The organism is Mycobacterium sp. FW102-FHT13B02 (genome assembly GCF_058790275.1).
Genome location: NZ_JBYTCM010000022.1, coordinates 59,415 through 73,842, shown reverse-complemented (window position 1 = coordinate 73,842; position 14,428 = coordinate 59,415). Strand labels below are relative to the sequence as shown.

The following is a 14,428-nucleotide window of genomic DNA, read 5'->3' as shown; positions in this document are numbered from 1 at the left end:
CCGCATGCACCTACTTTTCTACTCTGCCTACACTCGCCTCATGGCGGCAGCCCTGAGCGCGATCTCCGAGAATGTTGACTTCAACGTTCACTTCGCCCAGACCGATCTGGTGAACTGGACCCTGGTCAGCGACGACAGCGGGGTGACCCTGATCGACGCCGGCTACCCGGGCCAGCGCGACGACGTCCTCCGTTCCTTGCGCGACCTGGGCTTCGAGGCCGGCGACGTGCGGGCGATTCTGCTCACGCACGCTCACGTCGACCACCTCGGCGCGGCGATCTGGTTCGCCAAAACCCATGGCACGCCGGTGTTCTGCCACGGCGCCGAAGTCGGCCACGCCAAACGCGAGTATCTGGAACAGGTTTCACCGACCGATCTGCTGACGCGGGCCTGGAACCCGCGGTACCTGGCCTGGTCGCTGACCATCGTCGGCAAGGGTGCGCTGGTGCGCGAGGGCATCCCCAGCGCGCAGGCGCTCACCGAGGACGTCGCGGCCACACTGCCGGGCAGCCCGCAGCTGATCCCCAGCCCGGGGCACACCGGCGGGCACTGCTCATACGTGTTCGGCGACGTGCTGGTGGCCGGCGACGCCATGATCACCGGACACCCGGTGCTCACCAAGGGCGGCCCGCAACTGCTGCCGCAGATGTTCAACCACGACCAGGCCGCATGCGAACGGAGCCTGTCCGCGCTCGGCCTGCTGGACACCCAGGTGCTGCTGCCGGGCCACGGTCCCGCGTGGCGTGGCCCGGTCCGCGAAGCTGCCGAGCTGGCACTGCGGCGGAGCTGAGCGAACGGACCCCGTAGGGGAGCTGAACTCAGACGCTGCGCTTGACGAGTTCCAGGAACAGCACGAACAGCCCGGCCAGCAATAGACCGCCCGCCACGACGACGGCCGGCAGGAAGAACATGTGGTCGAGCTCTTCGTCGTCAAAAGTGTTGTTGCCCTGCGCATCACGGTTGATCGGGCCATAGAACACCCGACCGAAGGCGGACCAGCGCACTGCGCGCGCCCGGCGCCGGTGCGGGTTGTCCTCGGCCATCCGGACGAAGCGGGTCCGCGCGACCATACCGGTCGCCAGCACGACCAGCGCGGCGACCAGCAGCAGACACCCGACGGCCCAACCGGAAAGCACAGTCAAGCGTATCCACCGGACCGTCGGATCGACCCCAATTCTGGAGCCTCCAGCTGGGAATCCGGCGCATGATGATGCTGGTCATTGCCGGAGAGCTACATCAACTATACTCAATTGCGAATTCCATCAATTCGTCAATCAGGAGGTGCCGCAGTGGTCGACAACGTACTCAATGGCCCCGAACGGCCGCTGTACGAGATCAAGGCGAACCTCTTCAAAGCCTTGGCGCACCCGGCCCGCATCAGGGTGCTGGAGATCGTATCGACCTCCGACGGCCCGACCGCGGTGAGCGACATCCTCGCGGCCAGCGATATCGAGCCGACGCTGCTCTCGCAGCATCTGGCCGTGCTCAAACGTCACCACGTGGTCACCGGGTATCGGACGGGCAACGCGGTGTACTACACGCTGGCGCATCCGAAGATTGCTGAGCTGTTGGTCATCGCCCGGGCCTTTCTTGCCGATACCCTTGCGGCTCAACGTGATCAGCTCGATGTTGTCGACTCGCTGCCGCCGATCGGCACGGGTCGATGATCAGCGCCGCCGGTGACCGCATCGCCCGGTTGCTGCCATCCCGCAAGGACTATGCGGGCCTGCGCCGCTCGTGGCGGCGTGATGTCCTGGCCGGGGTGACGGTCGGGGTGGTGGCGTTGCCGTTGGCGCTGGCGTTCGGCATCAGTTCGGGTGTCGGTGCGGCGGCTGGGCTGGTCACCGCGGTCGTGGCCGGGCTGGTGGCCGCGATATTCGGCGGCTCGCACGTCCAGGTATCCGGGCCGACCGGGGCGATGACGGTGGTACTGGCGCCGATCGTGGCGCAGTACGGGCTGGGCAGTGTCGCCCTGGTCACCATCTTGGCCGGCGTCATCGTCGTGGCCGCAGGCATCACCGGGGTGGGGCGCGCCGTGACGTTCATCCCATGGCCCGTGATCGAAGGATTCACCCTCGGTATCGCCATCATCATTTTCCTGCAGCAAATCCCCGCCGCACTCGGGCAGCCGGCACCCGCTGGACGATCCCCCCTGATGGCAACAGCCGACGTCGTCTCGCACATCGACATGGGTGCGGCGCGGCCCGCACTGTTCGTCACGGCGCTGGTGGCGGTGCTGATGGTCGTCCTGCCGCGGTTGCATCGTGCGGTGCCGGCGTCGTTGGTCGCGGTTGTCGCGGCGACCGCACTGGTGGTGGCTACCAAGTTGCCGACGTCGGTCATCGGGGACCTGCCGTCGCGGCTACCGACACCGGTATGGCCACACGCCGATCTGACGGCGCTGCACTCTCTGTTCGGTGCGGCGCTGGCGATCGCCGCGCTGGCCGCGATCGAATCACTGCTGTCGGCGCGAGTGGCAGCGACGATGTCCCCGACCGGGCCCTACGACCCGAACCGGGAACTGCTGGGGCAAGGACTGGCATCGGTGGCCTCGGGAGTGTTCGGCGGCATGCCGGCAACCGGAGCCATCGCCCGCACCGCGGTCAATGTGCGTTCCGGTGCGCGCACCCGGGTCGCGGCCATCGTGCACTCGATGATGCTGCTCGCCGTGGTGTATCTGGTCAGCGGCCCCGTCGGTGCGATCCCGCTCGCAGCACTGTCGGCGGTACTGATGGTCACGGCGTGCCGGATGATCGCACCCCACACGGTCACCCGGATTCTGCGATCCACCCGCTCGGGCGCGGTGACCTTCCTGCTCACCGCGACCGTCACCGTCTGCTTCGACCTGATCCAGGCCGTCGAGATCGGTATCGCCGCCACGGCGCTGTTCGCGCTGCGCACGCTGGCCCGGCGCAGCAGCGTCACCCGCGAGGACCTGCCCGGACCGTATGTGCCCGGCGACGAGCGCATCGCGTTGCTCCGGCTCGATGGCGCCATGTTTTTCGGTGCGGCCAAACGGATTTCAACCGCCATCACCGACGGCAACCATCCCGATACGTCGGTCGTGATCATCCGGCTGTCCCAACTCGGCATGCTCGACGCCACCGGCGCGCACACCCTGACCCACATCGCCGAAGACCTCGAGGCACGGGGCATCACCGTGATCATCAAAGGCGTCCGACCCGAACACCGAGACCTGCTCGCAGGTGTCGGCATCATCGACTCCCTGCGCCATGAGAACCATCTCATCGACACCCTGGACGACGCCATCGCCCACGCCCGCAGCCACACCACCCGTAGCGCCGCAACCCGGCACGGCCGCATTCCGTCGAACCCCGTCCAAGCGAGGAACCAGATATGAGCCTGACCAGCCATGCTCCCACCACCGATGGCACCACCATCGACGCCACCGCACTGCACCGCGCCGCCGGTGAACCCGCCAAAGGCCACGCCCTGCACCCGGCGGTATCCGGGGTACGTCCAGGCTCGGGCGTCCTCGTGATCACCCGCGGCCCCGGTACCGGCGGGCGGTTCCTGCTCACCGATGCCGTCGTGGCCACCGGCCGGCACCCCGACAGCACGGTGTTTCTCGATGACATCACCGTCAGCCGTCACCACGCGCAAATCCGTTGGCTCGACGGCGAATACTGGATCTTCGACGCCGGCAGCCTCAACGGCACCTACGTCAACGGCACCCAAATCCAATCCCTCCCGCTCACCAGCGGCGACGAAATCGAGATCGGCAAATTCCGTCTCACCTTCACCTGCCAACCGCACGGCCCGCGACGCCCCTGAGCGCCATGGCCGCCCCATTGGTGTGGCGCGGGTGGCGCGGGCCGTGTTCTCGCGGCGGCGATCAGAGATCGTTGCCGGCGTAGGACAGGTTGAAGCTCTTGTTGGTCAGCGGAAAGTCAGGAACGATGGTGTCGGCCATCGCTACCGGCAGGGCGGGCCAGTTAAACCACGAGGGGTCAACGATTTTCGAGCGGGTGATGTGTCCGGCATCGAGCTCGACGCGGTGCACGATGGTGCCTCGCCAGCCTTCGACGATGCCGACTCCGCTGCGGCGGCCGCTGCCCGACTCGACGGCGGTGGTGTACGTGGTCGGACCGGGGCACGTCTCGAGCAGGTGCCAAGCCAGCTCGATGGAGGCGGCAACATCGTCGCTGCGCACGGTGTAGCGGGCCAGCACGTCGCCGGCATCGGATCGGGTCTCGGTGACCGGCAGGGCGACGACGGGGTGGTCGAGGCGGGCATCGGTGCGGATGCCGCTGGCGCGCGCCACATATCCGAGGCATCCGATGGCCTGCGCATCGTCGAGCGGCAGCACCGAGGTGCCGGTGAAGCGTTCGGCCACAATGGTATTGGCCAGGGTGAGCGCGGCGACCTCGGCGAGGTCGGCGCCGATCGAGCGTAGCTCGCCCGGTGTGGGCAGGGTCAGCAGCCGCACCGATCCCGGGCTGATCGCGCCGCGCAGGAGGCGATGACCGGTCACGGTGGCGTTGAGCCGCAGTAGCCGTTCTCGGATGCGCAAGCAGTGGCTGTTGGCCAGGGAGAACCCGACGTCGTTGGCCAGGGCGCCGAGGTCGGCGGCCAAGTTGTAGAGCCGTTCGAGTTCGATCAGCAGGGCCCGAAGGCGTTGGGCTGGTGGCGGAATCTCGATGCCGAGGCAGTTTTCGACAGCCAGGCTGTGCGCGAGGGCGTGGGCGGCGGAGGTGTCGCCGCTGACGCGTTCGGCCAGCGCGGTGGCGTCGTCGGCCGGCCTGCCCTCGAAGAGCTTTTCCAGTCCGCGGTGGACGAACCACAGCCGGGCCTTGACGCGCAGCACCGTTTCCCCGACCACCGAGAACCGGAAGTGTCCGGGCTCGATGAGACCGGCATGGACCGGGCCCACCGGGATCTCGTAGACCCCGGTTCCCTCGACAGTGACGAATGGAAACCGCCCGCCCTGGGCGAACTCTGGTGCGGGCCCGGCGCCCGCGCGCATGGGATACCAGTCGGCGGGCCAGTGTGCGTGACGGACCAGTCGCCGCGGCCGGGGATGGCCCACCGGGGTGATGCCGTACAGGTCGGCCATTTCGCGTTCGAAACGGCTGGCCGGGAACGACAGGTATCCCAGTGATGGCATCGCCTGGTCATCGGCGGGCAGTAGGCATTCCAGTTCGACGCGCCGGTCGGGGCGCCCGGCCAGGAACAGGTAGACGATCCGCAACCGACCGTCGTCGTCGTGGGCCGCCACCAACGCCAGCCGGAAACCGTCGGTGAGCAACTGCTCGGCCATATCGGCGACCTCAGTGCGCTCGATACGGTAGTGGTGACGCTGTGGGTTCATCGCAGCGCGCCGAGTTGGGTTGCGGCGCTGTGCAGCAGCGCGGTCAGCGGGCCGGCGGTGATACCGAGAGCGATGGACAACCCCACCCCGGCGATCAAGGAGCCGGCGACGGTGCTCGGTAGGGTCAGCGGCGGCGCATCTGCCGGTGACGGACCGAGCAGCATCCGGCCGCCGTTGCGCACCAACGCGGTGAACGCGACCGCGACCAGCAGCATCGCCGCGGCCAGCACCCACACGAGGCGGGCATCAGCCAGGGAACGAGCAATGCCGAGCTCGCTGGCGAACAGGGCGAACGGCGGCAGACCGGCCAGTGCGATCAGACCGGCGGCGAAGCACCCGCCGACCAGCGGGCCGCGTCGCAGCACACCGGTGATATCGCCGATCGCGGTCGAACCGTGGCTGACCTGGAGCTGGCCGCCGGCCACGAACAGCACGGTTTTGCCGATGCCGTGAGCCATGACGTGCAGGAGCAGGGCGGTGATGGCCAGCGGGGTGCCCGCCGCCGCCGCCAGCGCGATAAGGCCCATGTTCTCCATCGACGAATATGCCAGGAGCCGTTTGAGGTCACCGGTGACGGTCAACATCGCCGCTGCTACCAGCAAGGTGGCCAGGCCGATGGTGATCAGTCCGGCGCGCAGGAATCCTGGTCCGGTCGCGGCGTCGATCACTGGTTTGATGCGCAGCAGCACCGAGAACGCCACGGCGAGCAGTACCCCGCTCATCAGCGCCGATACCGGGGCCGGCGCCTGGCTGTGTGCGTCAGCGAGCCAGGTGTGAAACGGGACGAGCCCCGTTTTGGCACCGTATCCGATCAGCAGCAGCCCTCCGGCCAGGCGGGTGACGGCGGGATCGAGGGTGTGTGCGTAGGCGGCGAGCACGTCGAGATCGAGCGCGTGGGCGCTCGGCGCGAGTGTGTGCTGGGCGGCGAAGTACAGCAGGACGGTGCCCAGGAACGCGACCGCGATGCCGACCGAGCAGATCACCACGTATTTCCAGGTGGCTTCCAGCGCGTGGCGGGTGCGGCGGTGCCCGACCAGGAACGCGGTGATGACGGTGGTGGCTTCGATGGCGACCCAGATGATGCCGATGTTGTTGGCGCACACCGCGATCACCATGGCGGCGATGAAAGCCGGGGTGAGCGTGCCGTACAGACGGGCTGCCTGGGGGTCGGTGTGGCCGGCGGCCAGTTCGGTGCCGATGTAGCCGATGCTGGCCGCGGCGGCGAGTGCGGCGACGACGCCGATGACGACGAGCAAGGTGACTGACAGGGCGTCGGCCCGCAGCAGCCCGCCCAGCGCGATATGCGGCGCCGCATCCAGCTGTGCACCCAGCGCCACGCCGCACGTCAGCACGACCAGCGCCGCGAGCAGGGTGAGCGCTGCGGAGGCGCGGCGCCAGCCGGCTACGAGGTTGACCAGCGCGGCGCCGGCGGGGGCACCGATCGCGGTGAGGAGCAGTGCGGTCATCAGTCGTGCAGCTCCTGCAGCTGATCGAGGTCGGCGCCGCCGAAAGCCCGACGCAGACGGCCGGTGAGCACGCCGATCACGATCAGCGCGAACAACACGTCCAGCGAGGCGCCCAGTTCGACAACCAACGGGACGCCCGCGGTAAGCAGGAACGCTGCAGCGGCAAGTCCATTGTCTACCAACAAGAATCCCGCGGCCTGCGATACGGCGTGGCGGCGAGTGACCATGACGAACAGGCCGATGAGGATTACCGCGATCGCCGCCGGCGCCGCCGCGACCGTAGGCCCGCGGTCCAGCGCGATGACGGGTTGAGTGACCGCGAACGCCGTCACTGTCAGTACCGCGGTGATCAACAGCGAAGTCGCGGTGTTCACCACCGGTGTGGCCTCGCGCCCGGTTTCGGGTTCGCCGGCCACCGCCCGTGCCAGCAGCCACGGCAATGCCAGTGCCCGCAGCATCAGCACGGCGATCCCGACTCCGGTGAGCAGCGCGTCGTTGCTGACGATGCCGCTTGCCAACGGGATGGTCGCCAGCGCGACGCCTTGCCAGGCCAGGAGCCCGACGATGGCACGCAGTTGGCGGCGCCACACGACGAGCACCGCGGCCAGGATCAGCCCGCCCGCAGCGAAGTCGATGACCACGGCGAAGACGCTGGCGGTCATGTCCGGACTCCTCTCATCTAGTGGAACAGATTTGCCGACGTCACCGCCAGCAGGGCCAGCACGAACGATCCCGCCAGCAACTCCGGCACCCGAAACAACCGCAGTTTGGCGAGGAACACCTCGGCGCTGGCCAATACCGCCGCTGCCGCGCCGACTTTGATGGCGATCGCCCCAACACCGAGCACGATGGCCGCTGCGGTCGGTCGCCCAGCCGAGATGCCCCACGGCAAGAACAGGTTCGCCAACAGCGCCAGCAGAACCGTGAGGCGCATCGCGGCTGCCCACTCCACCACCGCCAGGCGCGGACCGGCGTACTCGAGCACCATCGCCTCGTGCACCATCGTCAGCTCCAGGTGGGTGGCCGGGTTGTCCACGGGCAGGCGCCCGGTCTCGGCGATGATCACCACCACCAGCGCCACGAACGCCAGCACACCGGCCACCGAGGCCACCTGCCCGGGATGGGCCAGCGTGTGGGCTACCAGGGCACCAAGATTGGCCGAGCCGGCCGGGATCGACAGCGCGAAGACCGCCAACAGGATCGTGGGTTCCACCAGCGCGGCGATGGTGATCTCTCGGCTGGCGCCCATCCCGCCGAAGGAGGTGCCGGTGTCGATCCCGGCCAGCGTCAGGGCGACGGTGCCGAGGAACAGCAACCCGACCACCGCGAACAGGTCAGCCGCGGAATCCAGCGGTGACCCGGTCGCCACCAACGGGGCGATCGCGGCGATGAGCAGTGTGGTGGCGGCCAACACCACCGGCGCCGCGGCGAACACCACCGTGGTGCCGCGCGGGGTGATCTGCTGTTTGCCCATCTGCTTGACGATGTCGCGCCAGGGCTGCAGAACCCCGGCGCCGGCGCGGCCCTCCCAGCGTGCCCGGACTTGCCGCATCAGCCCGATCACCACCGGAGCGCCCGCCATCACCGTGAGCAGCTGAGCCGCTCCGGCAATGATCGCCATCGGGTTCATCGGGCGATCACCAGCACGACCAGCACGCCCAGGGCACCGTAGAGCAGATACAGGTGCACACTGCCGGTGTGGGCGCGGCGCACCAGGGCGGCCGCGGCGGCCACTCCGGCGAGCACCGGCCGATACCACCGCTCTTCGATCGCATCCCCGATGCGGCTGCGATAGGTGACCTGCTCGGCCATGTACCGCGATTCGGCGAGGTGGGTTACCTCGATATCGGTGTCGGGACGCAGCACATCATCGAACACCCGCTGCAACGGCTGGGCGAACGAGGTCGCGGTGTACTCCATGCGGGAAGTCAGCTCATCGCCACCACAGGCCCACAGCGGCAATACAGCCGGCGGAGGGCGCCGACGCGATCGCCACCGCGCCAGCATCATCACGACGATCACTGCCGCCGCCAACCCCGCAGCGATCCACACGGGGGAAATCGACGCCGGCAGGCGGGGCAGTGCCACCACGGCACCGAAACCGGTGAACGCCGCAGCCCGGGCCGTGGGCAGCACACCCAACACCGTGCTCAGGACCTGGGCCAGGACGCCGGGCACCAGGGCCACGACGAAGCACGCCGCGGCAGCCAGTGTCATCCCGGCGAGCATGCTGGCGGGTGCTTCCCGCGCCCGGGCCGCCGGTTCGGAGCGGGGCCGGGCCAAAAAACCGATCCCGAAGGCCTTCACCATGGCCGCCACCCCCAGCCCGGTGGTCAGCGCCACGGCCCCGACCGCCAGGGGCGCCGTCAAGGCCAGGGTGATGTCCGCGCCCCGCGCGGCGTGCACCAACGACTGCACGAGCAGCCATTCGCTGACAAATCCGGCACCCAGGGGCAGGCCCGCCGCACCGAGAGCGGCCACCCCGAACAGTGCGGTGGTGGCCGGCATCGGCCGTGCCAGCCCGCCGAGGCGGTCCAGGTCCCGCAACCCGGTGCCGGCCAGTACCGATCCGGCCGCCAGAAAGCCCAGACATTTGAACGCGGCGTGCCCGATAAGATGCACCAGTGCAGCCGCGGCCGCGATCATGGCCGGCGTATGGGCCCCGGACTGCGCGCACAGCATGCTCGCGCCCAGCGCCAGGACGATCAGGCCCATGTTCTCGGTGGTCGAATAGGCCAGCAGCCGTTTGAGATCGGTCGCGACCGAGGCCTGCAGCACCCCGTACAGCGCGGAGGCGGCACCAACGACCAACAGCACCAGACCCCACCAGCGCGGCCCCGGGCCCAGCACCAGCAGGTCCACGCGGATGATGCCGTAGACCCCGAGGTTGACCATCGCGGCGCTCATCAGCGCCGACACGGGGCTGGGTGCCTCCGGATGTGCCCGCGGCAGCCAGGCGTGCAGTGGCACCAGCCCCGCCTTGGACCCAAATCCCACCAGCGTCAACACAAACACTGCGGCCCGTGCGCCCGAGGGAACCTGCCGCATATCGGCGAACGTGGTGGCTCCGCCGGCCGTCGCGAGCACCAACAGACCGAGCAGGATGGCCACAAAACCGAGCTGCGTCATCACCGCGTACCACAGCGCGGCCGAACGTACCTCGGCGCGGCGGTGCTCGGCGGCCACGAGCACCACTGACGTGAGCGCCATCAGTTCCCACGCCAACAGGAACGTGCTCACCGATCCCGCGGCCGCGACGCCCAGCATGGCCGCGACAAAGAGCGGCAGCACCGCCAGGGCGGTCGCGGGCAAATGCTCGCGCCGCGCGTACCCGGCCGTGTAGACGCCGACCGGGATCGCAACCGCCCCGGTCAGCGCCAGGAAAAAGCCGCCCAGCGGGTCGATGGCCAGCTGAACCCCCCAGAGCGGAACCAGCCAGTCGATATTCAACGTTCGCGCGGAAGTGAACAGGCCGACCAACCCGACCCCGATACCCAGCGCCCCGACACCCACGGTCGCCAGGCTGGCAGCGATCACGAAACCGTTGCGGCTCAAGGCCGCCCGCTCAACCACCCCGGCGCGGTGCGCGGTGACGGTCACGTACCCGTCACCGACCGCAGCGCGGCGATGATCTGATCAGGGGTGGGCGGGCAGCCCGCGATCTCGACATCGACATCGACGACGTCATGAACTGCGCCGAGGACACCATAGGCGTCGGCGAACACGCCCCGGTTCAACGCGCAATCACCACACGCGATCACCACCCGGGGCAGCGGCGTGGCTGCGACGGTGTGCCGCAACGGATCAGCCATATTGTGGGTCACCACGCCGGTCACCAGCAGGGCATCAGCATGCCGGGGCGAGGCCACCAGCCGAGCCCCGAACCGCTCTGCGTCATATACCGGCCCGAACGCCCCGGAAATCTCCACTTCGCACCCGTTACACGAGCCCGCATCCACATGCCGGATTTGTAATGAACCCCGCACTCCGGCAACCAAATTCGCGACCTGTCCTGTTGCCGGCGCGGCGGGTTCGGCGATCCGGCCGATGCGCACGATCTTGGACAGCCAACCCCGGACGGCGCCCGTCACTGGCCGGCCTTTAGATCCTCGAGCACCGCAACCCGGTCACTGAGCACCGCGGCCAGCACCGCACGGGCCACCCGCAGCAGCTCGGCCACTTGCGGTGAGCTGATCGAATAGGTGACCGTGTTGCCCTCGCGGCGCGCCACCACCACACCCGCGCGGCGCAACACCGCCAACTGCTGCGACAAATTCGATGTCTCTATACCGACCGCGGGCACCATTTCGGCCACCGCCCGGTCCCGCTCACTGAGCAGCTCGAGCACCCGGATTCGCGCCGGATGGCCGAGTGTCTTGAAGAACTCGGCTTTCAACTTGTACCACGGCTCAGAATCCACACGCGCCCCAGAACGAAGCAGCACCTCAACAAATGATCGATTGAAGAATTTATCAGATCATCATGCCGGGGGTCGCCGGCTTGAGCGAACCAGTGGCCACGGTCGTCGAAACGGGCAATTGGGCTCGGATTGGCCGCCGTCGGGGGGACCATCCCAGGTAACGCGGGCGGGCTCCTGCCCGCTGGTGCCGGGTTGGGGCTCCCACCGGGGTAGGACGTTTCATCCCCTGGGACGAGCCCGGTGGGAGCCGACGATAACGATAGACCGGGGCGTTGTCCTGCAGTGTTGCGGGGTTGCTAATGTTTGCATGTTGTTGATCTGGGTGAGGTGGGTTGTGTGGTGGATGCGCGTCAGCCGCTGTACCGGATGAAAGCGGAGTTTTTCAAGACACTCGGGCATCCGGCGCGAATCCGGGTGCTCGAGCTGCTCGGTGAGCGGGATCGATCGGTGGCCGAGATGCTGCCGGAGGTCGGTATCGAGCAGGCGAACTTATCTCAGCAGCTGGCGGTGCTACGCCGCGCGGGATTGGTCACCTCCCGTAGGGAAGGCCTGTCGGTGCTGTACACGCTGTCGTCACCGGAAGTAGCCGAATTGCTGGCCACGGCCCGGCGGATTCTGACCGGGGTCGTTGCCGATCAGGCCGGCTGGCTCGACACCGCCGACGCGGCTCCGGTGCCGACGGCTACCGGCCGACGGCGGTAACGCGAGGCCAGTTAGGGCGCCGCTCGCGACGTGCCGGTACTTGCATTTTTTCTTATGTTGTTATTTTCGTTGATTTTTATGTTGCGGCCCTGACGGAGGAGCTAAGGCGATGGATTCGGTGGATACGCACGATCACCAGCAGCCGGCGCCCGGATGGGTGCCGACCACACATCCGGGCGTGTTGGGCTGGGTCGCGGACATGGCGGACCTGTTGGGGCCGGACAACGTGGTGTGGTGCGACGGGTCCCGCGCCGAATGGGACCGGCTGACGTCGGTGCTCGTCGAGCGCGGCACGTTCGTGCCGCTGACCGGCAAACCGAATTCGTTCTGGTGCGCCTCCGATCCGGCGGATGTCGCGCGGGTGGAAGACCGCACCTACATCTGCTCGAACAGCGCCGATGATGCTGGGCCGACCAACAATTGGATGGACCCGGTCGACATGCGGACGCTGATGATCGAGGAGTACCGAGGGGCGATGGCCGGCCGCACCATGTACGTCATCGGGTTCTGCATGGGCCCCCTCGGTGCTGACGATCCGAAACTTGGTGTGCAGGTGACCGATTCGGAGTACGTGGCGGTCTCGATGCAGGTCATGACCCGCTCGGGTACATCGGTGTGGGACCGGCTCGGCCCGCGGGGCGAGTTCGTCAAATGCGTGCATTCGGTCGGGGCGCCCCTGGCGCCCGGGCAGGCCGATGTGCCGTGGCCGTGCGACAACACCAAATACATCACCCATTTCCCCGAGACGCGCACCATCTGGAGCTACGGCTCGGGCTACGGCGGCAACGCCCTGCTGGGCAAAAAGTGCTTCGCCTTGCGGATCGCGTCCGCGATGGCCCGCGACGAGGGCTGGCTGGCTGAACACATGCTGATCCTCAAACTCACCTCACCACAGGGTGCCGTGCGGTATGTGGCGGCAGCGTTCCCGTCCTCGTGCGGGAAAACGAACATGGCGATGCTCGACCCGGTGCTACCCGGGTGGACCGCCGAAACCGTCGGCGATGACATCGCCTGGCTACGGTTCGGCCCCGACAAACGGCTCTACGCGGTCAATCCCGAGGCCGGGTTTTTCGGCGTGGCCCCAGGAACCGGCCGCCGGACGAACCCGCACGCGATGGACACCATCGAACTGGGCAACTCGATCTTCACCAACACCGCGCTCACCGATGACGGGGACGTGTGGTGGGAGGGCTTGACCTGCACCCCGATCAACCAATGCCCGACCGTCGCGCCGGAATGGGACGACCCGGCCGGCGTGCCGGTCTCGGCGATCCTGTTCGGTGGCCGTCGGGCCAGCACTGTCCCGCTGGTCACCCAATCTCGCGATTGGCGTCACGGCGTGTTTCTGGCCTCGGCGCTGTCCTCGGAGACCACCGCCGCCGCTGCCGGGCAGGTCGGGGTCGTACGCCGCGACCCGATGGCGATGCGCCCGTTCCTGGGTTACCACGTCGGTGACTACCTGCAGCACTGGCTCGACATGGGCGCCAAAGCCGATCCGGACCTGCTGCCCAAGATCTTCTACGTCAATTGGTTCCGCCGCAGCCCCGACGGGGAGTTTCTGTGGCCGGGGTTCGGGGAGAACACCCGGATCCTCAAATGGATCCTGGAGCGGGTCGAGGGGACCGCCGACGCGGTCGATACCCCGATCGGCTACCTGCCGACCCCGGATGCGTTGGACCGCACCGGTTTAGACGTCAGCGATGAAGCCCTGGCCGCAGCACTGGCCGTTGATGGCGCCGAGTGGTTCGCCGAAGCCGATTCGATCGGCGAGTGGTACGAAACCATCGGGTTCCGGCTGCCCGCCGATCTGCGCGCCGAACGCGAAGCCTTGACCACCCGGCTGCATGAAGCCCGCGCCACCACGACCACCGCGGGCCGCCTTCCACGGCGACAGCCCGGATCGGCGCCCATCCGGCCCGCCGGCGTTGACCCGAATCACCGATAATTTTGCCGGCCACACCACAGGAGGCTGACCATGACCGATAACGAGCACGCACCCGCGGCACAGGACGCCACCGCCGGTACCACCGCGGTCTTTCGCTCTCAGCTCGGTTCCCCGGAACCGGCGGAACAGTCCGGTCTTGCCCAACAGCAGGAGCCCACTGTTGGCGTGGTGGTGTTTGGCTCGGGCACGCTGCTGACCACGCGCGGACCGGGCAATCTCACCCGCTATCTGCTGAACCGCACGACTATCACCGCAGGCCGCAACCCCGATAGTGACATCTTCCTCGACGACGTCACCGTCAGCCGCGCGCACGCCGAAATCCGTTGGCTGGACAACGAATATCGAATCAGCGACGTCGGCAGTCTCAACGGCACCTACGTCAACGGCGTCCAAGCCGAATCACAACCTCTGAGCGACGGCGACGAGATCAGGATCGGTGTGTTCCGACTGTCCTTCGCCTGTCGCCGAACACCCTGACCTGCCGTAGGTGGTGGTCCTCACCGGACGATATGGATTGCGGCCCAGCCTGATTCAGCCCGCAGGCGCTGTCGCAACAACTATGA

The 14,428-nt window shown here is 67.9% G+C and carries 15 protein-coding genes; 7 read left to right on the top strand and 8 right to left on the bottom strand.

The annotated features are described in order from the left end of the window. Positions 1-40: 40 nt before the first annotated feature. Positions 41-790, top strand: coding sequence for an MBL fold metallo-hydrolase (locus AC3WTE_RS27020; RefSeq protein ID WP_492442525.1), 750 nt, complete (start codon positions 41-43; stop codon positions 788-790). Between the two features lie 28 nt (positions 791-818). Here the strand turns inward: AC3WTE_RS27020 and AC3WTE_RS27015 are convergent, their stop codons facing one another. Beyond that, positions 819-1,142, bottom strand: coding sequence for a hypothetical protein (locus tag AC3WTE_RS27015; RefSeq protein ID WP_492442523.1), 324 nt, complete (start codon positions 1,140-1,142; stop codon positions 819-821). 147 nt (positions 1,143-1,289) lie between these two features. Here AC3WTE_RS27015 and AC3WTE_RS27010 point away from each other — a divergent pair, with 147 nt between their 5' ends. From AC3WTE_RS27010 to AC3WTE_RS27000, 3 genes are read left to right on the top strand one after another with little or no spacing between them, the layout of a single operon-like run. Continuing rightward, a complete protein-coding gene (locus tag AC3WTE_RS27010; RefSeq protein ID WP_492442589.1) occupies positions 1,290-1,667 on the top strand; it encodes an ArsR/SmtB family transcription factor in 378 nt (125 codons plus the stop codon). Then, on the top strand, positions 1,664-3,361 hold the full coding sequence (locus AC3WTE_RS27005; protein WP_492442521.1) for a SulP family inorganic anion transporter: 1,698 nt from the start codon (positions 1,664-1,666) through the stop codon (positions 3,359-3,361). The genes AC3WTE_RS27010 and AC3WTE_RS27005 overlap by 4 nt, the downstream gene beginning before the upstream one ends. Beyond that, entirely contained in the window at positions 3,358-3,795 is a 438-nt protein-coding gene (locus AC3WTE_RS27000) for an FHA domain-containing protein (RefSeq protein ID WP_492442520.1), read from the top strand. The genes AC3WTE_RS27005 and AC3WTE_RS27000 overlap by 4 nt, the downstream gene beginning before the upstream one ends. 61 nt (positions 3,796-3,856) lie before the next feature. Here the strand turns inward: AC3WTE_RS27000 and AC3WTE_RS26995 are convergent, their stop codons facing one another. Genes AC3WTE_RS26995 through AC3WTE_RS26965 form a run of 7 tightly spaced genes read right to left on the bottom strand, consistent with a single transcriptional unit; the run spans position 3,857 to position 11,218 of the window. Then, positions 3,857-5,332 (bottom strand): hydrogenase large subunit, encoded by a 1,476-nt coding sequence (locus AC3WTE_RS26995; RefSeq protein ID WP_492442518.1) that lies wholly within the window; start codon positions 5,330-5,332, stop codon positions 3,857-3,859. Next, complete coding sequence (locus AC3WTE_RS26990; RefSeq protein ID WP_492442516.1) at positions 5,329-6,798, bottom strand: proton-conducting transporter transmembrane domain-containing protein; 1,470 nt, start codon at positions 6,796-6,798, stop codon at positions 5,329-5,331. The genes AC3WTE_RS26995 and AC3WTE_RS26990 overlap by 4 nt, the downstream gene beginning before the upstream one ends. Beyond that, the gene (locus AC3WTE_RS26985) at positions 6,798-7,460 is read right to left on the bottom strand and encodes a hypothetical protein (protein ID WP_459366975.1); all 663 of its coding nucleotides are present in this window, start codon (positions 7,458-7,460) and stop codon (positions 6,798-6,800) included. The genes AC3WTE_RS26990 and AC3WTE_RS26985 overlap by 1 nt, the downstream gene beginning before the upstream one ends. Before the next feature lie 17 nt (positions 7,461-7,477). Continuing rightward, positions 7,478-8,419 carry a respiratory chain complex I subunit 1 family protein gene (locus AC3WTE_RS26980; RefSeq protein ID WP_492442513.1) on the bottom strand — a complete coding sequence of 314 codons (942 nt, stop codon included), beginning with the start codon at positions 8,417-8,419 and terminating at the stop codon, positions 7,478-7,480. A 5-nt stretch (positions 8,420-8,424) separates the two neighbouring features. Beyond that, on the bottom strand, positions 8,425-10,353 hold the full coding sequence (locus AC3WTE_RS26975) for a proton-conducting transporter transmembrane domain-containing protein (RefSeq protein WP_492442587.1): 1,929 nt from the start codon (positions 10,351-10,353) through the stop codon (positions 8,425-8,427). Between the two features lie 41 nt (positions 10,354-10,394). Then, positions 10,395-10,889, bottom strand: coding sequence for an NADH-quinone oxidoreductase subunit B family protein (locus AC3WTE_RS26970; protein WP_459366977.1), 495 nt, complete (start codon positions 10,887-10,889; stop codon positions 10,395-10,397). After that, complete coding sequence (locus AC3WTE_RS26965; protein WP_492442511.1) at positions 10,886-11,218, bottom strand: ArsR/SmtB family transcription factor; 333 nt, start codon at positions 11,216-11,218, stop codon at positions 10,886-10,888. The genes AC3WTE_RS26970 and AC3WTE_RS26965 overlap by 4 nt, the downstream gene beginning before the upstream one ends. Before the next feature lie 339 nt (positions 11,219-11,557). Between AC3WTE_RS26965 and AC3WTE_RS26960 the strand changes: the two genes are divergently transcribed. From AC3WTE_RS26960 to AC3WTE_RS26950, 3 genes are all read left to right on the top strand, one after another. Next, positions 11,558-11,920, top strand: a complete 363-nt coding sequence (locus tag AC3WTE_RS26960) for an ArsR/SmtB family transcription factor (protein ID WP_492442585.1) — start codon at positions 11,558-11,560, stop codon at positions 11,918-11,920. A 109-nt stretch (positions 11,921-12,029) separates the two neighbouring features. After that, on the top strand, positions 12,030-13,865 hold the full coding sequence (locus AC3WTE_RS26955) for a phosphoenolpyruvate carboxykinase (GTP) (RefSeq protein WP_492442509.1): 1,836 nt from the start codon (positions 12,030-12,032) through the stop codon (positions 13,863-13,865). Between the two features lie 30 nt (positions 13,866-13,895). After that, a complete protein-coding gene (locus tag AC3WTE_RS26950) occupies positions 13,896-14,342 on the top strand; it encodes an FHA domain-containing protein (RefSeq protein WP_492442508.1) in 447 nt (148 codons plus the stop codon). Positions 14,343-14,428: the final 86 nt, after the last annotated feature.